Source organism: Rhizobium sp. 0TCS1.26 (assembly GCF_050455525.1).
Classification (GTDB): Bacteria; Pseudomonadota; Alphaproteobacteria; order Rhizobiales; family Rhizobiaceae; genus Neorhizobium.
In genome coordinates this window covers 95,757-117,036 of the sequence record NZ_JBCIYV010000006.1, presented here as the reverse complement: position 1 = coordinate 117,036, position 21,280 = coordinate 95,757, and the positions used below count along the sequence as shown (strand labels likewise).

20 protein-coding genes are annotated in these 21,280 nt (G+C 63.8%); 6 read left to right on the top strand and 14 right to left on the bottom strand.

Features of this window, described 5'->3' with window-relative positions:
* Position 1: 1 nt before the first annotated feature.
* The 5 genes from AAIH46_RS21320 to AAIH46_RS21300 all read right to left on the bottom strand — a co-directional run bounded on the left by AAIH46_RS21320 (position 2) and on the right by AAIH46_RS21300 (position 6,039).
* A complete protein-coding gene (locus AAIH46_RS21320; RefSeq protein WP_430308075.1) occupies positions 2 to 1,786 on the bottom strand; it encodes a gamma-glutamyltransferase family protein in 1,785 nt (594 codons plus the stop codon).
* A gap of 19 nt (positions 1,787 to 1,805) precedes the next feature.
* On the bottom strand, positions 1,806 to 2,678 hold the full coding sequence (locus AAIH46_RS21315; RefSeq protein ID WP_430308074.1) for an ABC transporter permease: 873 nt from the start codon (positions 2,676 to 2,678) through the stop codon (positions 1,806 to 1,808).
* Entirely contained in the window at positions 2,675 to 3,622 is a 948-nt protein-coding gene (locus AAIH46_RS21310) for an ABC transporter permease (RefSeq protein ID WP_430308073.1), read from the bottom strand. The genes AAIH46_RS21315 and AAIH46_RS21310 overlap by 4 nt, the downstream gene beginning before the upstream one ends.
* A gap of 70 nt (positions 3,623 to 3,692) precedes the next feature.
* Complete coding sequence (locus tag AAIH46_RS21305; protein ID WP_430308072.1) at positions 3,693 to 5,201, bottom strand: ABC transporter substrate-binding protein; 1,509 nt, start codon at positions 5,199 to 5,201, stop codon at positions 3,693 to 3,695.
* Positions 5,202 to 5,298: 97 nt separating this feature from the next.
* A complete protein-coding gene (locus AAIH46_RS21300) occupies positions 5,299 to 6,039 on the bottom strand; it encodes a FadR/GntR family transcriptional regulator (protein WP_430308071.1) in 741 nt (246 codons plus the stop codon).
* A 235-nt stretch (positions 6,040 to 6,274) separates the two neighbouring features.
* Here AAIH46_RS21300 and sthA point away from each other — a divergent pair, with 235 nt between their 5' ends.
* Entirely contained in the window at positions 6,275 to 7,777 is a 1,503-nt protein-coding gene (gene sthA / locus AAIH46_RS21295) for a Si-specific NAD(P)(+) transhydrogenase (RefSeq protein ID WP_430308070.1), read from the top strand.
* A gap of 154 nt (positions 7,778 to 7,931) precedes the next feature.
* Here sthA and rpsD read toward each other — a convergent pair whose 3' ends face one another.
* Both rpsD and AAIH46_RS21285 read right to left on the bottom strand, forming a co-directional pair.
* Positions 7,932 to 8,549 carry a 30S ribosomal protein S4 gene (gene rpsD / locus AAIH46_RS21290; RefSeq protein ID WP_430308068.1) on the bottom strand — a complete coding sequence of 206 codons (618 nt, stop codon included), beginning with the start codon at positions 8,547 to 8,549 and terminating at the stop codon, positions 7,932 to 7,934.
* 145 nt (positions 8,550 to 8,694) lie between these two features.
* Positions 8,695 to 8,883 (bottom strand): hypothetical protein, encoded by a 189-nt coding sequence (locus AAIH46_RS21285; RefSeq protein WP_430308067.1) that lies wholly within the window; start codon positions 8,881 to 8,883, stop codon positions 8,695 to 8,697.
* An 82-nt stretch (positions 8,884 to 8,965) separates the two neighbouring features.
* Here AAIH46_RS21285 and AAIH46_RS21280 point away from each other — a divergent pair, with 82 nt between their 5' ends.
* Both AAIH46_RS21280 and pepT read left to right on the top strand, forming a co-directional pair.
* Positions 8,966 to 9,961: a TerC family protein gene (locus AAIH46_RS21280; protein ID WP_430308089.1), complete on the top strand. Its 996-nt coding sequence runs from the start codon at positions 8,966 to 8,968 to the stop codon at positions 9,959 to 9,961.
* Between the two features lie 127 nt (positions 9,962 to 10,088).
* Positions 10,089 to 11,330: a peptidase T gene (pepT, locus tag AAIH46_RS21275; protein WP_430308065.1), complete on the top strand. Its 1,242-nt coding sequence runs from the start codon at positions 10,089 to 10,091 to the stop codon at positions 11,328 to 11,330.
* 192 nt (positions 11,331 to 11,522) lie between these two features.
* Here the strand turns inward: pepT and AAIH46_RS21270 are convergent, their stop codons facing one another.
* The 6 genes from AAIH46_RS21270 to AAIH46_RS21245 all read right to left on the bottom strand — a co-directional run bounded on the left by AAIH46_RS21270 (position 11,523) and on the right by AAIH46_RS21245 (position 17,065).
* Positions 11,523 to 13,049, bottom strand: a complete 1,527-nt coding sequence (locus AAIH46_RS21270; RefSeq protein ID WP_430308064.1) for a helicase HerA domain-containing protein — start codon at positions 13,047 to 13,049, stop codon at positions 11,523 to 11,525.
* A gap of 134 nt (positions 13,050 to 13,183) precedes the next feature.
* Entirely contained in the window at positions 13,184 to 13,816 is a 633-nt protein-coding gene (locus tag AAIH46_RS21265; RefSeq protein ID WP_430308063.1) for a LysE family translocator, read from the bottom strand.
* A gap of 308 nt (positions 13,817 to 14,124) precedes the next feature.
* Positions 14,125 to 14,358: a DUF1127 domain-containing protein gene (locus AAIH46_RS21260; RefSeq protein WP_430308062.1), complete on the bottom strand. Its 234-nt coding sequence runs from the start codon at positions 14,356 to 14,358 to the stop codon at positions 14,125 to 14,127.
* 407 nt (positions 14,359 to 14,765) lie between these two features.
* A complete protein-coding gene (gene murI / locus AAIH46_RS21255; RefSeq protein ID WP_430308061.1) occupies positions 14,766 to 15,566 on the bottom strand; it encodes a glutamate racemase in 801 nt (266 codons plus the stop codon).
* Entirely contained in the window at positions 15,550 to 16,395 is an 846-nt protein-coding gene (locus AAIH46_RS21250; protein ID WP_430308060.1) for an RNA methyltransferase, read from the bottom strand. The genes murI and AAIH46_RS21250 overlap by 17 nt, the downstream gene beginning before the upstream one ends.
* 133 nt (positions 16,396 to 16,528) lie before the next feature.
* A complete protein-coding gene (locus tag AAIH46_RS21245; RefSeq protein WP_430308059.1) occupies positions 16,529 to 17,065 on the bottom strand; it encodes a hypothetical protein in 537 nt (178 codons plus the stop codon).
* A gap of 174 nt (positions 17,066 to 17,239) precedes the next feature.
* Here AAIH46_RS21245 and AAIH46_RS21240 point away from each other — a divergent pair, with 174 nt between their 5' ends.
* From AAIH46_RS21240 to trmFO, 3 genes are all read left to right on the top strand, one after another.
* The gene (locus tag AAIH46_RS21240) at positions 17,240 to 18,454 is read left to right on the top strand and encodes an NADP-dependent isocitrate dehydrogenase (protein ID WP_430308058.1); all 1,215 of its coding nucleotides are present in this window, start codon (positions 17,240 to 17,242) and stop codon (positions 18,452 to 18,454) included.
* Between the two features lie 122 nt (positions 18,455 to 18,576).
* Complete coding sequence (locus AAIH46_RS21235) at positions 18,577 to 19,215, top strand: glutathione S-transferase family protein (RefSeq protein WP_430308057.1); 639 nt, start codon at positions 18,577 to 18,579, stop codon at positions 19,213 to 19,215.
* 96 nt (positions 19,216 to 19,311) lie between these two features.
* Positions 19,312 to 20,820, top strand: coding sequence for a methylenetetrahydrofolate--tRNA-(uracil(54)-C(5))-methyltransferase (FADH(2)-oxidizing) TrmFO (gene trmFO, locus AAIH46_RS21230; protein ID WP_430308056.1), 1,509 nt, complete (start codon positions 19,312 to 19,314; stop codon positions 20,818 to 20,820).
* On the opposite strand, the gene AAIH46_RS21225 is transcribed toward trmFO, so the two are convergent.
* Positions 20,779 to 21,249 (bottom strand): hypothetical protein, encoded by a 471-nt coding sequence (locus tag AAIH46_RS21225; RefSeq protein ID WP_430308055.1) that lies wholly within the window; start codon positions 21,247 to 21,249, stop codon positions 20,779 to 20,781. The two genes, trmFO and AAIH46_RS21225, sit on opposite strands and share 42 nt — an antisense overlap.
* Positions 21,250 to 21,280: the final 31 nt, after the last annotated feature.

The window sequence follows — 21,280 nt, the reverse complement described above, 5'->3', positions numbered from 1 at the left end:
CTCAGCGTCCCACCGCATAGGCTTGCATCAGGCGCGGCGTCGCCGCCGCCCGAAGCAGTCCGTCGGCATCGCGGCGGGCCGCCGTCAGGCGTCCCACAGTCCAGTTGTCGGCCACCGTCACCTGGTGTCCGCGGCGGCGCAGTTCGGCGATCGTCGCCTCACCAAAGCCGGCTTCGACCATGATGTGGCCGGGCTGCGAGGTGCGCGGATAGAAGGAACCGGGAAAATGCGTCGTGTGGAACAGCGGCGCATCGATCGACGCCTGGAGGTTCTTGCCGTGATGGACATAGCGCAGGAAGAACGGCAGCTGCCACTGATCCTGCTGGTCGCCGCCCGGCGTGCCGAAGGCGAGCGTCGGGCGACCCTGATGCAGGGCGAGCGACGGCGTCAGCGTCGTGCGCGGGCGTTTTCCGGGCGCCAGCGACGTCGGCAGGCCGTCTTTCAGCCAGAACATCTGGGCCCGCGAATTCAGCGCAAAGCCGAGGCCCGGGACGATCGGCGAGGACTGCAGCCAGCCGCCCGACGGCGTCGTCGAAACCATGTTTCCCCAGCGGTCGATGACGTCGATATGAACGGTGTCGCCCTTCTTCTCGGTCAGGTGCGACATGGTCGGTTCGTAGACGGCGCCCTTGCCTGAGAACTCGGCGAGCATCGCCATCGTCGCGTCGCGCTGGCGCTCGTAGCCGGGCACGGTTCCGGGACGCAGCTCCATCGACGCTTCCGCGCCGATCAGCTTGCGCCGCTCGTCATTGTAGCTGTCCGCCAGCAGTGACTGGGTCGGGATCTGGCCGAATTCCGGATCGCCGTAATAGACCTCGCGGTCGGCATAGGCGAGCTTCATCGCCTCCACCACATGGTGGACGAAGTCCGGTCCGGACGGATCCATCGCTCCGACGTCAAAGCCCTTCAGCAGCGCCAGCGACTGCAGCAGCACCGGTCCCTGCCCCCAGGCCGGTGTCTTGGCAACCGTCCAGTCGTGATAGTCGAAGGTCTGCGGCGCCTCAATCGTAGCGCTCCAGCCGGCCATGTCGTCGGCGGTCAGCACGCCCTTGTGGCGAATGCCGCTGGCATCCATCACTTCGGCGGTCTTCAGGTAGGTGTCGATCGCCTCGGCGACGAAGCCGCGGTAGAAGGCATCGCGGGCAGCCTGCACCTGTTCCTCGCGCCCGGACTTTGCCTCCGATTCGGCGATGATCCGCTTCCAGGTCTCGGCGAGCACCGGATTCCTGAAGTTCGAGTGTGGCTCGGGAGCCGAGCCACCCGGCAGCCATGTCTCGTGGGACGTCGGCCATTCCTTGGCGAAGAAATCGGCAAGCCCGGCGATGGTTGCGGAGACCCGCGGCAGCACCGGATGGCCGTGCTCGGCGTAATAGATAGCCGGCTCCAGAACCTCGCGGACGCTCATCGTGCCATAATCGCGCAGCATCAGCATCCAGCCGTCGAAGGCGCCGGGAATGACCGTCGACAGAAGGCCGTCGCCGGGGATGAGCTTCAGGCCCTCGGCGGTGTAATGCTCGATGGTGGCGCCCGCCGGTGCCGGGCCCTGGGCGCAGATCACCTCCACCTTGTCGGTCTTCTTCGAGTAGATGATTGCCGGCATGTCGCCGCCCGGGCCGCACAGGTGCGGCTCGACGATCTGCAGGACGAAGCCCGTTGCGACAGCGGCGTCGAAGGCGTTGCCGCCCTTCTCCAGGATGCTCATGCCGACGGCCGAGGCGATCCAGTGGGTCGAGGTGACCACGCCGAAGGTGCCGAGGATTTCCGGCCGTGTGGTGAAATCAGTCATGCGTCATGCCTTTTCAAGATCAGTGTTCGCGCGGGTCGAGCGCATCGCGCAGGCCGTCGCCGAGAAGATTGAAGCCGATCACCACCAGGAAGATCGCGATGCCGGGCCACATGGCCATCCACGGCGCCTGGCTGAGGAAGTTTTTGGCGATGTTGAGCATCGAGCCCCAGCTCGGTGCCGGCGCCTGCTGGCCGAGACCGAGGAAGGACAGGCTCGCCTCGGCGATGATGGCGGTGGCGACGGTCAGCGTCGCCTGGACGATGATCGGCGCAAAGACGTTGGGGAGGATGTAGCGGGTCATGATGTCGACATGGCCGAGACCGACGGAACGGGCGCCCTCGACATAATCCTCGGTCTTCACCGCCAGCACCTGGCCGCGGGTCAGCCGCACGAAGATCGGCATGGCGGAAAGCCCGATGGCGATCATCGCATTGGTAAGGCTCGGGCCGAGGAAAGCGGCAAGCGCGATGGCGGTGATCAGGAACGGCATGGCGAGCAGCGCCTCGGTCACCCGCTGGATGATCTGGTCGGTCCAGCCGCCGAAATAGCCGGACAGGATGCCGAAGGGCACGCCGATGACGACGGCGATGGCAACCGAGATGACGCCCGCCATCAGCGAAGCGCGGGCGCCCCAGATCATCCGCGAGAGGATGTCGCGGCCAAGATCGTCGGTGCCGAGCCAGTGGGCGGCCGACGGTGCCTTGCGGATCGCGCCCCAGCTGGTGGCTATCGGATCGGGGATGGGCAGGATCGGCGCTGCCAGCGCCAGGATGGCGAAGAACAGGATGATGACCATGCCGACCATCGAGCCGCGGTTTGCCCGCATCTTGCGCCAGGCGCGGCTCTTCTCGCGCGGCTGGGGAATGGGAGCCGTCTGTTCGATGACCGTCATAGGGTTGCCCTCAGGCGCGGGTTGAGGAGAACGTAGAGCACGTCGGCGATCAGGTTCATGAGAATGAAGCCGATGGCGGTGCACATGACGATGCCCTGCACCACGGCGTAGTCGCGGGTGAACACGGCATCGACGGTCAGCTTGCCGAAGCCTGGAATGGTGAAGATCTGCTCGGTCAGCACGGCGCCCGCCAGCAGTTCGCCGAACAGCAGAGCCGACAGGGTGACGATCGGCAGCAGCGCGTTGCGGAAGGTGTGGCTGAGGATGATCTCGCGCGGCGACAGGCCTTTGGCACGGGCGGTGCGGATGTAGTCGGAGCTGAGGACGCCGAGCATTGCCGAGCGGGTGTGCCGCATCAGCTGTCCTGCGAGCGCCGTCGACAGCACGAAGGCGGGCATGATCATGGTCTTGATGGAGCGCACGGGGTCGACGAAGATCGATTCGTAGCCGGAGGCCGGCAGCCAGCCAAGGTTCACCGAAACCAGCAGGATCAGCATGATCCCGAGCCAGAAGTTGGGGACCGAAAGACCCGACAGCGCCACCAGGTTGGCGATGTAATCCAGCGCCCGGTTCTTGTAGACGGCCGCCAGGATGCCCGTCGGGATACCGATCACCAAAGCGAGGATCATCGACATCACGGCAAGCTGGATGGTTACCGGCAGCTTCTGGCCGATCAGCTCCAGCACCGGCTGGTTGGTGCGCAGCGAGATGCCGAAATCGCCGACCAGGATGCCGCCGACCCAGGAGAAGTACTGAACGATCACCGGATCGTTGAGGTGGTATTTCTCGCGCAGGAACTCGATCGTTGCCGGATCGCGCTCTTCGCCGGCCATGGCCAGCACCGGATCGCCGGGCAGGAGTTTCTGCAGCGAGAACACGAAGATCGAGATGATCAACAGCGTCGGGATCGCGACCAGCAGCCGCTTGCCGATATAGACAGGCATGACATCGCCCTCTTGGATTTCAGGTGGCCGCGCGGGAATGTTGTCCCCGCGCGACGGTCTTGTTCGGAGCTTACTTCTTGCTGACGCCCAGCAGGCGCATCATGCCGTCCGGCGACGGTGCAAAACCCTCGACCTTCTTGGAGATGGCGTAGGCGTAGGGCTGGTGGCCGAGATAGATGATCGGCATGTCCTCGTTGAGGATCGCGGTTGCCGCATCATACTTCTCCTTGCGCACCGCATCGTCCGGCGAGGTGCGGGCTTCGTTGAGGAGCTTGTCGACTTCCGGGTTGCAGTACTTCACGTCGTTGATGCCGCCCTTGCAGGTGACGAACTGGTGGAGATTGCCGTCCGGATCGATGCGCCCGGACCAGTCGGAACGGCTCAGCTGGTAGTTGCCGGCCGTCTGTTCCGACAGCAGCGTGGCAAACTCGGTTGCCTTCAGCGTGACGTTGAAGCCGGCTTCGGCGACCATCGACTGGATGACCTGCATCATCTGAGTCTGCGTCGTGTTGTTGGCGTGCTGCAGCTCGATGTCGAGGGTTTCGTAACCCGCTTCCTTCATCAGCTGCTTGGCCTTTTCGATGTCACGCGCCGGCACCGGCAGGTTCTTGTTGAACCAAGGGCTCGACGGCGGGAACGGCTGGTTGCCGGCCATCGAGGTGCCTTCAAAGACGATCTGGCCGATCGCCTCGCGGTCGATCGCCAGCGAAAAGGCCTGGCGCAGGCGCTTGTCCTTGCCGAGCGGATTGTCGGCACGCGCGCCGTTTCCGACATTCGCATACATTGCCATGTAGCCCGGGCCGATGATGTCGGCATAGGTGAGGTTCGGGTCGTTCTTCACCGATTCAGCGTCGGAGGCCGAGATGCGCTCGGCGATATCGAGATCGCCGGAGCGCAGGTTGGCGAGCTTGACCGTCGTATCGGGGATCGGCAGGTAGGTGATCTTGTCGACGAGGATCTTGTCCTTGTCCCAGTAGTCGGCAAACTTCTCCAGCACGATACGGTCCTGCTGAATGCGCTCGACGAACTTGAACGGGCCGGCGCAGACCGGCTTGGAGCCGAAGTTGGCGCCGAGTTCCTTGGCAGCCTTCGGCGCGACGATCATCCCGGCGCGGTCCGACAGCTGGGCAAGCAGCGTCACGTCCGCGGTCTTCAGGGTGAACTTGACTTCCAGCGGGCCGGACGCCTCGACCTTGGCGACCGATGCCAGCTCGCTCTTGCGGCGCGATTCCGGCAGGGTCATATTGCGTTCGATGGTGGCGACGACGGCTGCCGCGTCGAGCGGTTCGCCGTCATGGAACTTGACGCCGTCACGGATCTTCATGGTCAGCACCTTGCCCTCTTCGGACCAGGCCCACTCGGTGGCAAGCTGCGGGACGATCTTCATGTTCTGATCGATGTCGACCAGCTTGTCGCACATCGCGGTATAGACGATGCGGCCGACGAAGGTGCGCGACTGGGCCGGATCCAGTACGTCGGCATCGTCGTTGAGGCCGATCTTCAGTTCGGAAGCGGCGGCGGGAAGCGCCGACAGGGCGCCGAAAGCGAGCGCCGTGGTGAGACGCAGGAAACGAGACATGGTCATTCTCCTCTGATCCATAGGTCGATTGCATTCCTGGTGCCGGCTTGTGACCTCCGGCTTCCCGTTCTGCCGGGCCTGCCGGCCCGGCGAATTCTCATGAGGCGAGGGCCTCGTCGCTTGCCGACAGCGGCAGATCGTGATCCAGCGAGGTTTCGCGGATCAGCCGTTCCTGCAGCATCAGCAGGTGCTGGCGCATCGCCTCGCCGGCCCGCGCCGGATCGCGCTTGGCAATCGCATCAATGATGTCCTCGTGCTGCGCATAGGCAATCGTCACGCCGTTGTTGGAGCGCGCCCGTTCGCGGATCTTCTGCCAGGCCTCGTTCTGCCGGACGTGATTGATGACGTCGAAGACGGTGAGGAACAGCTGGTTGCGGGCGCTCTGGGCGATCTGCCGGTGAAGCGCACCGTCCCAAAGCTCGCGCGCATCAGCGTCATCGCTCTTGGTGATCTTCTGCGCCAATTCGTGCATGCGCGTCACCTCGGCAGGCTTGGCGCGCAACGCCGCCAGCTGTGCCAGCTGCGGCTCGATGCGCAGGCGTACCTCCATGATTTCCATGAAGTCCGTCCCGGCGACGATGGCGCCGACATCGTTGGAGAGGGCGCCGGGGTTCTGGCCGAGGAACGTTCCAGACCCTTGACGCCGCCAGACTTCACCTTCCGCCTCGAGCACTTCGAGCGCCTGGCGCACCGCCCGGCGACCGATGCCAAGCATTTCGGACAGTGCCCGCTCGGTTGGCAACTTGCCGTCGGCGCCGGTCGTGCCGCGGCGCAGCAGGTCGCGCAGCTTCTCAAGCGCATAATTGGCATTGTCGGGCGGTGTCTGCGGCTGGACCATTTGCTGAACCAATTCGATATTGGTTCATCCTCCTGTCACAATCGGTCCGTGTCAAGCCATAAATCTAGGCACTTTGATTGGTGCAAATCTTTTGTGCATCTGCACACAGGCTTGAATGCAGAAGTTTCTAGGGAACTCCGGGCGGCGTGGAGAAATTGGTCAGGATTGATGGTTACGATTGACCAACAGCAGTTGTTGCGCTGCAATAGAAGCGCATCCCAGACGAGGCACCTTCATGTACACTTATGATCTCATCGTCATCGGCAGCGGGCCGGCCGGACGTCGCGCAGCCATCCAGGCGGCCAAGCTCGAGAAGAAGGTTCTCGTCGTCGAGCAGGGTCGCCGCGTCGGCGGCGTCTCGGTTCATACCGGCACCATCCCGTCGAAGACGCTGCGCGAGACGGCACTCAACCTCACCGGCTGGCGCGAGCGCGGCTTCTACGGCCGCTCCTACCGGGTGAAGCAGGAAATCAGCGCCGATGACCTGCGCCGGCGCCTGCTAATCACGCTTGACCATGAGGTCGAGGTGCTGGAGCACCAGTTCGCCCGCAACCGGGTGCAGCAGGTGCGCGGCCGCGCAACGTTCATCGATGCGAACACGCTGGAGATCGCCAAGTCGGACGGCGAGACGCTGCGGGTGACAGCTGCGTCGGTGCTGCTGGCCGTTGGAACCCGGCCCTACAGGCCGGCGCACATCCCCTTCGACGGCCGCTACGTCATCGACAGCGACGAACTCCTGGAGATGAAGGAAGTACCCCGCTCGCTCGTCGTCGTCGGTGCCGGCGTCATCGGCATCGAGTATGCGACGATCTTCAGCGCTCTGGACACACAGGTCACCGTGGTCGAGCCGCGCGAAACGATGCTCGACTTCATCGACAAGGAGATCGTCGAGGATTTTGCCTACCAGTTGCGCGACCGGAACATGAAGCTGATCTTCGGCCAGACGGTCGAGACAGTCGAGCGCGACGCACAGGCCGGCAAATGCCGCGTGACACTGAAGAGCGGCCGGATCCTGCAGGCCGAGATGGTGCTGTTTGCCGCCGGCCGGGTCGGCGCGACGGACACGCTGAACCTTGCGGCGGCGGGGCTGGAGGCAGACAGCCGCGGACGGCTGAAGGTCGATCCGGAGACGTTCCAGACTGCCGTGCCGCACATCTATGCGGCCGGTGACGTGATCGGCTTCCCGAGCCTTGCCTCGACATCGATGGAACAGGGACGGATCGCGGCAAGACATGCGGTCGGCGTACCGGCCAGCGAGCCGCCGCAATTCTTCCCCTACGGCATCTACGCCGTCCCGGAGATTTCCACCTGCGGCCTGACCGAAGAAGAGGTCATCCAGCGCAGCATTCCCTACGAGACAGGCATTGCGCATTTCCGCGAGACCTCGCGCGGCCACATCATGGGGCTCGACACCGGCCTCCTGAAGATGATCTTCTCCTTGAAGACGCGCCGGCTGCTCGGCGTCCACATCGTCGGCGAAGGGGCAACCGAGCTTGTGCATATCGGCCAGGCGGTCCTGAACCTCAAAGGCACCGTTGAGTATTTCGTCGAGAACACCTTCAACTACCCGACGCTGGCGGAAGCCTACAAGATCGCCGGACTGGATGCCTGGAACCGGATGGGCGAAGGGCCGAAGGAGGCGCCGGTTGCCACGTCGCAGCCGCTCGACAAGACGCCGGGGCCGGCACCTGCGGAGACTGAGGCGGCACCGGAAGCCCGCAAGGCCGCCAACATCTGATCTCACAGAAGCCGGAGGCCTAGGCCTCCGGTTTCGCCTGCCCTCTCTAAAACACTGGGCTGCGGCCATGAAAAAAGCCGCCTCGGCGTTGACCGGGCGGCTCTTCCAGCATTGCTGCAGGATGAGGCCCCGTTGCCGGGGCCAGATCCGAATATTAGCGCGAATAGAATTCGACGACGAGGTTCGGTTCCATGATGACGGCGTACGGAACGTCCGACAGGGTGGGAACGCGAACGTAGGTGGCGACCATCTTGTTGTGGTCGACGTCGATGTAGTCCGGAACGTCGCGTTCAGCCAGCGAGACCGATTCGAGAACCGTCACCATCTGCTTGGACTTCTGGCGAACTTCGATCACGTCGCCAGCCTTGCAGCGGTACGAGCCGATGTTGACCTTGACGCCGTTGACCGTGACGTGGCCGTGGTTGACGAACTGACGGGCAGCCCAGACGGTCGGCACGAACTTGGCGCGGTAGACGATGGCGTCCAGGCGCGATTCGAGCAGGCCGATCAGGTTTTCACCGGTGTCGCCCTTGCGGCGGTTGGCTTCGTCGTAGGTGGCGCGGAACTGCTTCTCGCGGATATCGCCGTAGTAGCCCTTCAGCTTCTGCTTGGCGCGCAGCTGCACGCCGAAGTCGGAAAGCTTGCCCTTGCGGCGCTGGCCGTGCTGGCCCGGGCCGTATTCGCGGCGGTTGACCGGGGACTTCGGACGACCCCAGATGTTTTCGCCCATGCGGCGATCGATTTTGTACTTGGATGCAGCGCGCTTGCTCATCGCATTTCCTTTCACAGGTTTACGCCGGTCTGTTGCCAAACCGGCTTAAGGAAACACGCCCTCCTAAGAAGCGCCCGCTTGAGGAGCTTCTGACAGGTTTCTCACGGAGCGTCCGGAGACAACCACGGGACATGTCGTTGAAACGCTAGGCGTTGCCGCCCGGCGATTGGGGGTCTTTAGGGGGAACGGTCCGGCTTGTCAACATCGGCTGGCTGAACAGGCGGCCTCTTCGTGGCTTGCCCGCCAATACCGACATCATCAGCTGCCGGCTGCATTTTTCAGGCACGACGCTCTTGAACGGCTTGCGGGTATTTCCCATCTCGATCGCCAGCACCGGGCCCCTCTGACGTGTATTGCCGGATCGACCCGTGATGTCGGTGCTTCATCAGCCAACTGGATCCGGCATGGATTATGTCATGGATTTCCTCTGGTTTGATGTCCAGGGCGCTGCCCTGTGGATGTGGCTCACCTTTATTGCAATCGTCGTGGCTCTCCTGGCGCTCGACCTTGGTGTTCTTCACAAGAACAGCAAGGAGATCGGCATCCGGGAGAGCCTGTTGATGTCGGGCTTCTACATGACGCTCGGCGTGCTGTTCTCCGCCTTCGTGTGGAGCCAGTTCGGGCAGCAGGCCGGCATTGAATACCTGACCGGCTTCGTCATCGAGAAGAGCCTCGCGATGGACAACATCTTCGTCATCGCGATGATCTTCGGCTATTTCTCAATCCCCCGCCAATACCAGCACCGGGTGCTGCTCTACGGCATCCTCGGCGTGATCGTGCTGCGCGGCATCATGATCGCGGTCGGAGCAGCCGTCGTCGAGAACTATGGCTGGATGCTCTACCTGTTTGCCGCCTTCCTCATCATCACCGGCATCAAGATGCTGTTCTCCAGCAGCGAGCCCTATGATGTGGAAAACAACCCGATCCTCAAGGTGCTGCGCAAGCGCCTGCCGGTGACCGAGCGTCTGCACGGCGAAAGGTTCTTCGTTCGTCAGGCCGATCCCGCCACCGGCAAGCTCAAGACCTACCTGACGCCACTGATGCTGGCGCTGATCCTCATCGAGTTCGCCGACCTCATCTTTGCGATGGACTCGATTCCGGCAATCTTTGCCATCACCACCGACCCGTTCATCGTCTACACCTCGAACATCTTTGCCATCCTCGGCCTGCGCGCCCTCTATTTTGCGCTGGCGGCGCTTATCCATCGCTTCGCCTATCTCAAGTACGCCCTGTCGGTCGTCCTGATCTTCATCGGCTCGAAGATCTTCCTCGCCGACATGCTGGGGCTCGCCAAGATCCCGCCGCTGGTTTCGCTCGGCGTGACGCTCGCCATCCTGGCCGCCGGCATCGTCGGCTCGCTCTGGGCGACCCGCAACACGCCGGCCGAGATCGACGGCGAGCCGCGCGCCTGACATCGGCCCCTTCAGCCGCGCCGGACATCCGGCGCGGTTTCTCGTTGCGCGCACCGGTTTGGCGTTCACGACCGGTCGGCGGCAGGCTATGATTTTGCTTTCCATCAGCAGAATCGGATGCCTGCGTATGTCTCTTCCCACGGATACCGTTCTCGACCGCTTTCTCCGCTACGTCGTCATCGACACCCAGTCGGAGGCCACCTCCACCAGCCAGCCGTCGACGGAAAAGCAGGAGAACCTCGGCCGGATCCTCGAGCAGGAACTGAAATCGCTGGGTCTTGCGGACGCGCATCTCGACGAACACGGCAATGTCTATGCGACGATCCCGGCCAACACGGCCAAGACGGTGCCGGTGATCTGCTTCTGCAGTCATATGGACACGGCACCGGATTTTTCCGGCACCGGCGTCAAGCCGCAGATCGTCAAGAACTACCAGGGCGGCGACATTCGTCTCGTCGGCGATAGCGCTCAGGTGATCCGCGTCGCGGAACATCCGGAACTGCAGGCGCAGATCGGCCACGATATCGTCACCACAGACGGCACGACGCTGCTCGGCGCCGACGACAAGGCGGGCGTGGCGGAGATCATGACCGCTGCGCAGTTTCTTCTCGCCAATCCGCAGGTGAAGCACGGCGCGGTAAAAATCCTCTTCACCACCGACGAGGAGATCGGCCGCGGCGCCGACAAGGTGGACCTCAAGAAGCTCGGCGCGACATTCGGCTATACGCTCGACGGCTCGACCATCGGCGAGATCGAAAACGAGACATTTTCGGCCGACGGCGTGACGATCGAGATTTCCGGCGTCGCCATGCATCCCGGCACCGCCAAGGGCCGGATGGAAAATGCCATCAAGATCGCCAGCGCCATCGTCGCCCGGCTGCCGCAGGACCAGGCACCGGAGACCACCGAAGGCCGCCAGGGCTTCATCCACCCGGTCGGCATCAGCGGCACGATGGAGGGGGCCAAGATCGGCTTCATCATCCGCGATTTCGAGGATGCCGGACTGGCCGAGAAGGAAGACCTGCTGAAGGCCATCGCCGAGGACGTGATCACCGCCTATCCGGGCTCAACCTACAGCTTCACGGTCAAGGAGCAGTATCGCAACATGCGGATCGTCCTCGACCGGCATCCGGAGATCATGGAAAACCTCATCGAAGCCACCCGCCGCGTCGGCCTCGAGCCAAAGATCACCAGCATCCGCGGCGGCACCGACGGCTCGCGGCTGTCGTTCATGGGGCTTCCCTGCCCCAACATCTTCACCGGCGGCCACGCCTATCATTCGCCGCTCGAATGGGTGAGCGTGCAGGACATGGAGACGTCGGTCCGGGCCATCGTCGAACTGGTGAAGGTCTGGGAAGAACGCGCCTGATCAACGCCAGACTGCGAGAGCCGGGGTTCCAGACCAACGGCTCTCGGTCTCCGCGCGATATCGCAAATCCCTGGCCGGTGGTGATGTAAAATGAGATCGGCGCCGCCCGAACGCACACGCGCTGTCAGACATCAACAATGTCGAGATTGCCTAGATAGATAAGGTCACCAAGGTCCATGCCGGAAGGTGACCCTACTCGGCCGCCAACCGGTCGAGCTTCACCGGCTCGTCGTCCTGCGCATCCGGCAGGCCCGGTGCCGTCTGCACGTCGAGATCCGGGAAGGCAATGATGCGCTTGCCCGAAAAGTCCGAATGCACGACCACAAGGCCCTGCTCTTCGAAATAGCCGAGAAGCCGGCGGGCGCGACGCGCCGAATGGGTGCCGTAGGCCTTGGCGATCCGCATGTCGGAGGGGCAAGGCTCGCCGATCAGAGCTGCCTTGGCGAGCATCAGGAACACGCCCTGCAGGTCGTCGGACACACGCGCCGAAAGCTCCAGCGCCGTCTGCCAGCCGGGCGTTGCGGCGGTTTCCTCGTCGACGCCAGCACGCGAAATCGCAACCCGGCGGCGGAATTCGCCCATCGGCATCGGCGGGCCCGGCAGACGGCGCATGCGGACGCGCACGAGAAAGTCCTGGTAGAGCACCGAATCGGTGCGGTAGGCGGCCTGCGGATCGTCGATGATTTCCGCGAGCACCGCGTTCAGCCGCTCTTCGCGCTGCTCTGCCGATAGCTCGGGCTGCGCCGGTCGGCTGGGATCGGCCGCCATCGGTGCGGCGGCCGGCGTGGAGCGCGACAGTTCGGCCAGGATATCCGTCGTCGGACGCGGCGCCGGCGGCGCGCGGCGGACAATCGGCCGGGTGAACTCTTCCGGATCGGGTGTGAAGATCAGCTCTTCCACATCCTGCGGCGCATCCGGCAGCGGCATGAGCTTCGGCGAGGAGGAGCGCGCCGAGGTTTCGACGTTGCCGATGACGATCGGCAGCGGCCGGCGCGACAGGGCCGGACCGAGTGCGACGAAATTGCCGCGCTTCAGATCGCGGAACATTTCCGCCTGGCGGCGGTCCATGCCGAGCAGATCGGCGGCGCGCGCCATGTCGATATCGAGAAAGGTGCGGCCCATCAGGAAGTTCGAGGCTTCGGCGGCGACATTCTTGGCAAGCTTTGCCAGGCGCTGGGTGGCGATGACCCCGGCAAGACCGCGCTTTCGGCCACGGCACATCAGGTTGGTCATGGCGCCGAGCGACATCTTGCGCGCATCTTCGGAAACGTCACCACCGACCGATGGTGCGAACATCTGCGCCTCGTCGACCACCACCAGCACCGGATACCAGTATTCGCGGTCGGCATCGAACATGCCGTTGAGGAAGGCGGCGGCGGCACGCATCTGGTCCTCGAGATCGAGACCTTCCAGCGTCAGCACGCAGGAGACGCGGTTCTTGCGGATGCGGTTGGCGATGCCGGCAAGTTCCGCCTCGGTGCGCTCGCCATCGACCACCACGTGGCCGTACTTGTCGGCAAGCGTGACGAAATCGCCTTCAGGATCGATGACGACCTGCTGTACCCACGGCGCCGACTGCTCCAGCAGACGACGCAGAAGATGAGACTTGCCCGAGCCCGAATTGCCCTGCACCAGAAGACGGGTCGCCAGCAACTCCTCGATATCGAGCTTGGCCGGCTGCCCGCCGGTCACAGTTCCCATATCGATGCCTACCTGCACTGCACTACCTCGACTGCCGCCACATCATCTGGTCGATCGTTACACGTCGCCCATCGGCAACCCTGTAGCAAATATCTGCCGAGTCGGCTCGGGCAAAGGCGCCCTCATCAACAGGCAATTCACTCAGCGACGGCTCAGGCAGCGGCGCGGCGGAAGCCGAGGGTCAGGAGCCCGGCGCCGATCATCAGCGATCCGCCGGTGCGGTTGACGATGCGCTGCACCGTCGGCCTGCGTATGGTCTCTCGTGCAGCAGACGCCAGCAGGCCGTAGAGGCCGGCATTGATGATGGCGAGCCCAAGAAACGTCGCCTCGAAGATCGCCATCTGGAAGAACAGTGGTTCGGTCAGATCGAGGAACTGCGGCAGGAAGGCCACGAAGAAGACGATGCTCTTCGGGTTCAGCGCCGTCACCACGTAGGTGTGCAGGAAGATCCGCACCGGACGCGCTGCGGGGACGTCGGTCGCCTCCGCCGTCGGCTCGCCGACCGGTGTTCGCCAGAGCCTGATGCCAAGATAGATGAGGTAGGCAGCGCCAGCCCACTTCAACCCCGTGAACAGCATGGAGGATGTCGCAAGCAGCGCGCCCAGGCCGAGCATAGACGCCGTCATGGCGGTGAAATCGCCCAGTGCCACGCCGGCAACCGTTGCGGTGGCTGCCCGGCGGCCATGCGACAGCGCGTAGGAAATGACCAGCAGGATAGTCGGTCCCGGGATCGCCAAGAGCACAGCCGAGGCGGCGACAAAGGCCAGCCAGTGTTCGATCGACATGAATGTATTTCCTCCTGAAGAGGCTGCAGCAATCCACCGTTCGTGCCGCTTGGCAAGAGCGTTGACCAAAGAGAGTTCCGGCAACAGCCGTCGGCAATGGAGGGGAAGATCAGGTCGCGCAGCCGGTCTCTCGATCGCTGGCCTTGCCATAAGCTCCAGAATCTTGGGTCCCGGTGCGCGACAAGCAGCCGAGATATTCGGCCAGAGGGGCTGAAGGTACCGCCCGATGCCTCCCGGGAATCATCTGGCCGAGGGCCTCTGCGCCGAACGAAGCGTCTCAGGCGGCCGAGTAATCGGCCGCCTGATCGTCAGAGGTTGGGAAACCGGATGCTCCAGAGCGAGAACGGCTGGGGCTTGAGCGTCTCGTCCTCGACATGGATGCCGATATCGCGGAGCATGCGATCCGACAGATGACGCGTGTCGTTCACGTGGCTGCGGCGCCTGAATGCGGAGACGAGGAGTGCCCGCGCGACCCGCCAGAACCCGAATTTCCGGAAAAGGTCGTCGACGACGTCGGCAACCATGACTTGCATATTCGACATAGCTATTCTGCCCCGGTGCCGCCAGGCAGCCAGGTCCTTTCGATGTTTGAAAAGACGTGGTGCAGGCGCAAGGCGGATCACGACGGAGTCGTGGCGTTGGCTGGTCACGTCATGGTTCAGGAGAATGTGCTAAACTGAGGAAATCAGTGCACAACAAGCCGCTCAGGCGAGCGAGGTTACTCGTCGGGTGTTATCCGAATACGATGGCATGGCCATCACGAGCTGTCCGCCGGAGACAAGCATCAGCGTGGTAAAATCGGTCATGGTGCGTCTCCTTTCAATTGTGTGTTGCGGATAGCGACAAGGTGACACAGGCCTTGCTGCTCGACAAGAGCGCAATTGAAGATTGCAGACAAACGCGCCGATCCGTTGCTGAAAGGCAACAGGACGCAACTCCACCCATTGCGTCAGCGGATCGACAGGCCGAAGCCCTGCATCAGGCGGCGGGTCGGGAAGTCGGGAGCGCCGGAGGTGAAGAGCGCAACGTCCGGCGCGTCCGGATGATCGGTATCGTCGGCTGCCGGTACCAGCCGCCGCGCCTGTCGGGCGATGGCTTCCGCCGGATCGAGCCAGTCGACCGGCCAGGGAGCCAGCCGGCGGAACAGGTTGGCCATGAACGGGTAATGCGTGCAGGCGAGCACGACGATATCCGTCTTCGATCCGTCCTTCTCGACAAAACACGGCAGGATCTCGTCCCGCACGCTCTCGTCTGAAAGAGCTTCTCCGCGGATATAGGATTCGGCCATGCGCGCCAGGTTTTCCGAGCCGACGAGGCGCACGTGGCACTGGCTGGCAAACGACTGGATGAGGTCGCGCGTATAGGCGCGCTTGACGGTGCCGGGGGTGGCTAGCACCGAAACGAGGCCCGAGCGGGTGCGCTCGGCGGCAGGTTTGATCGCCGGCACCGTGCCGACGAAGGTCATCTGCGGGAACTTTTCGCGCAGTGCGGCGCCCGCCAGCGTGAACGCCGTATTGCAGGCGATGACGCAGACTTCCGGGCGGTGCGTCTGCAGCAGCTCATCGAACAGCGACAGGATCCGCGCCTTCAGCGCCTCCTCCTCCCAGCTTCCATAGGGGAAGGCCGCGTCGTCGGCGATGTACACGAAGCGTCGCTCCGGCATCAGCACGCGCACTTCGCGCAACACCGTCAGCCCGCCGATGCCGGAATCAAAGACCAGGACCGGCTTCAGTTCACTTTCCGTCGTCATTGCGGTCGTCGGCCTCCGCGTTCGGCCCGCCGGCCGTCCACCCGGCCGGTGCCTTGCCCTCGGGCCAGCGTCTCTGGAACCGGTCGAGCGACGAGATCACCCCGCGCAGCACGCTGATCTCCGGCTCCGTAAAGCCCGGCCGCGACAAGACCGAGCGCAGGTTGTCGATCATCCGCGGCACCTTGTTGGGCGGATGGAAATAGTTGCGCGCGCCTAGCGCATCCTCGATCTGATCGAAGAAGCCGATCAGCTGCTGCTTGCTCGCCGGCTTCTGCTCGACCTTCTGGAACGGTGTCGTCGCGCCGTTCTCCATGCCGCTCTTCATCCATTCATAGGACATCAGAAGCACGGCCTGGGCGATGTTCAGCGAGGCAAAGGCAGGGTTCACCGGGAAGGTAACGATCTCGTCGGCAAGCGCGACCTCCTCGTTGGTCAACCCCCAGCGTTCGCGCCCGAAGAGAATACCGGTCCCCTCGCCGCCAACGAAACGCTGGCGCAGCATGGCCGCCGCCGTCACCGGGGCGCGCACTTCCTTGAAGCCGTCGCGGTTGCGGGCGGTGGTGGCGAAGACGAAGTTGAGGTCGGCTACCGCCTCTTCGAGCGACGAAAACACCGTCGTCGCCTCGATCACGTGATCGGCCTTGGCGGCGGCGGCCTGCGCCTTTTCGCTCGGCCAGCCGTCGCGCGGATTGACCAGCCGCAGTTCCGCCAGGCCGAAATTGGCCATGGCGCGCGCCACCATGCCGATGTTCTCGCCGAGCTGCGGTTCGACGAGAATGATCGCCGGGCCTTCCGCCACAAGTGTCCGCTCGCTGTTGGTGCCTGCCATGTTCAATCCTACATCCGAAATCGGCGCTTCCCTCGCACAGTCGCGGCGAAAAATCAAAGCGCCGTCGGCAGCCCCTCACCTCCAGCGGCGGCAGACAGCCATCTCCGGGAGATGGCCGAACAGGGTTTTCGGCCTATTGCCCCTGGCCCTTTGCCAGCGACTGCATTTCGGCAAGCACCGAATCGCGCTCGCCGTCGGCCGCCCGGTGGATGTCGTCGATCACCGGCGTGCCGTCTTCGATGATGACGTCGAAATGCACCTCGGAGACGGAGTTCTTGATCTCCGCTTCGTCGATGCAGGTCCACATCTTGAAGCTCGCTTTGACATCGGTCTGACCGTCCTTGACGGGACCGGCGGCAATCTCGAGGTTTTCGAACGGGCAGCCGTCCTGCGAGTTCGTCACCACGTCGTAGCCGAAGGGATCGCCCGGCTCGTTGTTCTCCGTGTCGTAGGCCGGATGCTTCGCGGCTTCCTTGTAGGCGGCCTGGAACCGCTTGCTGAAAAGCTTCGACAGCGGTGCCGGATCGAAGATGTATTTCCAGTCGGCGTCCACCGTGCCCCAGTTGGTCTTGGTGATGTCCATCACCTCGCGCACGGGTGCCGTCACGTCGGCGGCGGACGCCTGGAAGGCGGCCATGGAGATGAAGAGCGCAAGCGGAAGGACGCGCATGATGCTGTGAGAATCCCTGGTTGAAGTGATGCGCGAGATTATCCTGCGGCCCCGGTTTGGCAAAGGCAAATCTGGTCTCTGCGCTTTGCGTTCCGTTCCGGCGGTGCTATAGCGCTCGGGACTTAAGTCCACCCACCGGGATCCTCTGATCCCGCATCTCTAAGAGGCAGATATATGAACAAGATCAAGGTCGCCAACCCCGTCGCCGATCTCGACGGCGATGAAATGACGCGCATCATTTGGCAGCTCATCAAAGACAAGCTGATCCATCCATATCTCGACCTCGACATCGATTACTTCGACCTCTCGGTGGAGAACCGCGACGCCACCAACGACCAGGTGACCATCGACGCCGCCAACGCCATCAAGAAGTACGGCGTCGGCATCAAGTGCGCGACGATCACGCCGGACGAAGCCCGCGTCAAGGAATTCAACCTCAAGCAGATGTGGAAGAGCCCGAACGGCACGATCCGCAACATCCTCGGCGGCGTGATCTTCCGCGAGCCGATCATCTGCAAGAACGTTCCGCGCCTGGTTCCGGGCTGGACGCAGCCGATCGTCGTCGGCCGCCACGCCTTCGGCGACCAGTACCGCGCCACCGACTTCAAGTTCCCCGGCAAGGGCAAGCTGACCATCAAGTTCGTCGGTGAAGACGGCACCGTCATCGAGCGGGAAGTGTTCGACGCTCCCGGCGCCGGCGTCGCCATGGCGATGTACAACCTCGACGACTCGATCCGCGAATTCGCCCGCGCCTCGATGATGTACGGACTGATGCGCAAGTGGCCGGTCTATCTGTCGACCAAGAACACCATCCTCAAGGCCTATGACGGTCGCTTCAAGGACATCTTCGAGGAAGTCTACGAAGCCGAGTTCAAGGACCAGTTCAAGGATGCCGGCATCATCTACGAACACCGCCTGATCGACGACATGGTCGCCTCGGCGCTGAAGTGGTCGGGTGGCTACGTCTGGGCCTGCAAGAACTACGACGGCGACGTCCAGTCCGACACGGTCGCACAGGGTTTTGGCTCGCTCGGCCTGATGACCTCGGTCCTGCTGACCCCGGACGGCAAGACGGTCGAAGCGGAAGCCGCACACGGTACCGTGACGCGTCACTACCGCCAGCACCAGAAGGGCCAGGAAACCTCGACGAACTCGATCGCCTCGATCTTCGCCTGGACACGTGGTCTGGCGCATCGCGCCAAGCTCGACGACAATGCAGACCTCGCACGCTTTGCCTCGACGCTCGAAAAGGTCTGCGTCGATACCGTCGAAAGCGGCTACATGACCAAGGACCTCGCCCTGCTGATCGGCCCCGACCAGCCGTGGCTGTCGACCACCGCCTTCCTCGACAAGATCGACGAGAACCTGCAGAGGGCCATGGGCGCCTGAGCCCAGGGACACTGCTGACAGACATGAAGCCCGGCCGCTTGCGCCGGGCTTTTTGTTGACGCCGATCGTCGACGCTTGTCAGGTGCGGCGGACGGTCGTAGAGAAAGAACATAAAGAGAACGATGAGGGAGACTGCCGTGGAACTGACGCTCTATACCCACCCGATGTCGCGCGGCCGCATTGCCCGCTGGATGCTGGAGGAGATCGGCCAGCCCTACGCGGTCCATCCTCTCGCCTACGGCGACGCGATGAAGGATGCCGCCTACCGCGCCATCAACCCGATGGGCAAAGTTCCGGCCCTGGTACACGGCGATACCGTCGTTACCGAATGCGCGGCGATCTGCGCCTATCTCGCCGACACGTTTCCGCAGGCCGGTCTTGCGCCGACGGCGGGCGAGCGTGGCGCCTATCTTCGCTGGCTGTTCTTCGCGGCCGGACCGCTGGAAGCCTGCGTCAGCAATCGCAGCCTCGGCATCGAGATCCCCGAGGAGAAGCGGCGGATGATCGGCTACGGTTCCTACGAGGCCGTGGTTGAGGCGCTGGACGGGCTGCTGTCCGAACGCGCCTATGTCGCAGGCGAACGGTTCACGGCAGCCGACGTCTATGTCGGATCGCAGGTGGCGTGGGGAATGATGTTCGGCACGCTGGAGCGCCGCCCGGCATTCGAGGCCTATGCCGCGCGGCTGATGCAGCGCGACGCCGCCAAGCGGGCGCAGGCACTGGACGACGCGCTGGCAGAAGAGATGCAGCCGAAAGCCTGAAGCCTTCGCATTTCATGCCGTGTCGCCGGCCGGCTTGCCGGCGGCACGGCTGCTTTCCGTTTGGCGTGCCGCCTGCCTCGTGGTATGCAGCGGCCCATGCAAAACACCTCTTCCCTTACACCCGTGCACGTCGTCGGTGGCGGCCTTGCGGGCTCCGACGCCGCCTGGCAGCTGGCAGAAGCCGGCGTGCCCGTCATCCTCCACGAGATGCGCGGCGTGCGCGGCACCGATGCCCACAAGACCGACAGCCTGGCCGAACTGGTCTGCTCCAACTCCTTCCGCTCGGACGATGCGACTGCCAATGCGGTCGGCGTCATCCATGCCGAGATGCGGCTCGCCGGCTCGCTGATCATGGCCTGCGCCGATCGCCACCAGGTCCCCGCCGGCGGGGCGCTGGCCGTCGACCGCGACGGGTTTGCCGAAGCCGTTACCGAGGCGATCGCCGGCCATCCGCTGATCACGGTGGTCCGCGAAGAGGTCCAGGGCCTGCCGCCGGAGACATGGGGCCTGACGGTCGTTGCCACCGGACCGCTGACGTCCGCCGCCCTGGCGCAATCGATCCAGGCGCAGACCGGCGAGGATGCCCTCGCCTTCTTCGACGCCATCGCACCGATCGTCCATCGCGACACGATCGACATGGACATCTGCTGGTACCAGTCGCGCTACGACAAGGTCGGGCCGGGCGGCAACGGCAAGGACTACATCAACTGCCCGATGGACAAGGATCAGTACGATGCCTTCGTCGATGCGCTCATCGCCGGCGACACGGTCGGCTTCAAGGAATGGGAAGGCACGCCCTATTTCGACGGCTGCCTGCCGATCGAGGTGATGGCGGAACGCGGCCGCGAGACGCTGCGCCACGGCCCGATGAAGCCGATGGGGCTGACCAATTCGCACAATCCGACCGTCAAGGCCTACGCCGTGGTGCAGCTGCGCCAGGACAATGCGCTCGGCACGCTCTACAACATGGTCGGCTTCCAAACGAAGCTGAAATACGGCGCCCAGGCGGAGATCTTCCGGATGATCCCCGGGCTGCAGAATGCCGAATTCGCTCGCCTCGGCGGCCTGCACCGCAACACCTACATCCATTCGCCGACGCTGCTCGATCATACGCTGCGACTGAAGAGCCGTCCGGCGCTGCGGTTTGCCGGCCAGATCACCGGCTGCGAAGGTTACGTGGAAAGTGCGGCAATCGGCCTGCTGGCCGGACGTTTCGCTGCCGCCGAGGCACGCGGCGAGACACCCTCGCTGCCGCCGGCCACGACTGCGCTCGGAGCTCTCCTCAACCACATCACCGGCGGCCACCTGGTCTCCGATGATGAGCCCGGCAAGCGCTCGTTCCAGCCGATGAACGTCAATTTCGGCCTGTTCCCCGAGCTCGCTCCCGGATCGATCGTCAGGCCGGAAGGCGTCAAGCGCTTCCGCGGCAAGGACAAGACGATCATGAAGCGGCAGCTGATGGCGCGACGGGCGCTCGAGGATTGCGCCGGCTGGCTCGGCAAGCCGGTTCCTCCGGCGGCCATTGTGTCGGCCGAACCGTCGGACGAGAGCCCGGCCGGTTCGTCAGATGGCGGAGCCGTCGCGCTTGGCGTCGGCGTCGCCTGATCCGGCAAGGCCGGAGGCGACATAGTTGCCGAGCAGCCAGAGCGACACTTCCGCCGCAATGGCTGCACTGGCAAACACGAACTCGCCGTTCTGCGTCGGCGAGTCGAGGAATTCCACGGCAAAGCCGCGGCCGTTGAACAGCGGTGTGACGCGGGCACGTCCCGGCTCGATCAGATGGCAGGCATAGTGGTGGCCGTAATTGCGCATCACGCCCGCCTTGTTGTCGTGCAGGCGAACGAAGATGGCGTTACCATCCACGGTCTCATGAAGATTGCGGATCGCCTCGTTGGGGAAAGCCCGGCCGAACTCGATGATCGCCAGACCCGCATCGTGGCGGCTGCCCTCCTCGCGATCCTTCGCCATCCGCGTCGCGTAATAGGCGATGAGGATGACCACCAGAAAAATGATCGACCAGGTCACCAGGCTCACTTTTGATCCCCTTCACAGCCAATGCCAGCGC

Coding starts and splice junctions, on each gene's coding strand:
- AAIH46_RS21305 (WP_430308072.1), bottom strand. CDS start 5,201: ATGTCTCGTTTCCTGCGTCTCACCACGGCGCTCGCTTTCGGCGCCCTG.
- rpsD (WP_430308068.1), bottom strand. CDS start 8,549: ATGAGCAAGCGCGCTGCATCCAAGTACAAAATCGATCGCCGCATGGGC.
- AAIH46_RS21265 (WP_430308063.1), bottom strand. CDS start 13,816: ATGTCGATCGAACACTGGCTGGCCTTTGTCGCCGCCTCGGCTGTGCTC.
- AAIH46_RS21245 (WP_430308059.1), bottom strand. CDS start 17,065: ATGCGCGTCCTTCCGCTTGCGCTCTTCATCTCCATGGCCGCCTTCCAG.
- murI (WP_430308061.1), bottom strand. CDS start 15,566: ATGACGACGGAAAGTGAACTGAAGCCGGTCCTGGTCTTTGATTCCGGC.
- AAIH46_RS21240 (WP_430308058.1), top strand. CDS start 17,240: ATGAACAAGATCAAGGTCGCCAACCCCGTCGCCGATCTCGACGGCGAT.
- AAIH46_RS21250 (WP_430308060.1), bottom strand. CDS start 16,395: ATGGCAGGCACCAACAGCGAGCGGACACTTGTGGCGGAAGGCCCGGCG.
- AAIH46_RS21235 (WP_430308057.1), top strand. CDS start 18,577: ATGAGGGAGACTGCCGTGGAACTGACGCTCTATACCCACCCGATGTCG.
- AAIH46_RS21320 (WP_430308075.1), bottom strand. CDS start 1,786: ATGACTGATTTCACCACACGGCCGGAAATCCTCGGCACCTTCGGCGTG.
- AAIH46_RS21315 (WP_430308074.1), bottom strand. CDS start 2,678: ATGACGGTCATCGAACAGACGGCTCCCATTCCCCAGCCGCGCGAGAAG.
- sthA (WP_430308070.1), top strand. CDS start 6,275: ATGTACACTTATGATCTCATCGTCATCGGCAGCGGGCCGGCCGGACGT.
- pepT (WP_430308065.1), top strand. CDS start 10,089: ATGTCTCTTCCCACGGATACCGTTCTCGACCGCTTTCTCCGCTACGTC.
- trmFO (WP_430308056.1), top strand. CDS start 19,312: ATGCAAAACACCTCTTCCCTTACACCCGTGCACGTCGTCGGTGGCGGC.
- AAIH46_RS21300 (WP_430308071.1), bottom strand. CDS start 6,039: ATGGTCCAGCCGCAGACACCGCCCGACAATGCCAATTATGCGCTTGAG.
- AAIH46_RS21260 (WP_430308062.1), bottom strand. CDS start 14,358: ATGTCGAATATGCAAGTCATGGTTGCCGACGTCGTCGACGACCTTTTC.
- AAIH46_RS21280 (WP_430308089.1), top strand. CDS start 8,966: ATGGATTTCCTCTGGTTTGATGTCCAGGGCGCTGCCCTGTGGATGTGG.
- AAIH46_RS21310 (WP_430308073.1), bottom strand. CDS start 3,622: ATGCCTGTCTATATCGGCAAGCGGCTGCTGGTCGCGATCCCGACGCTG.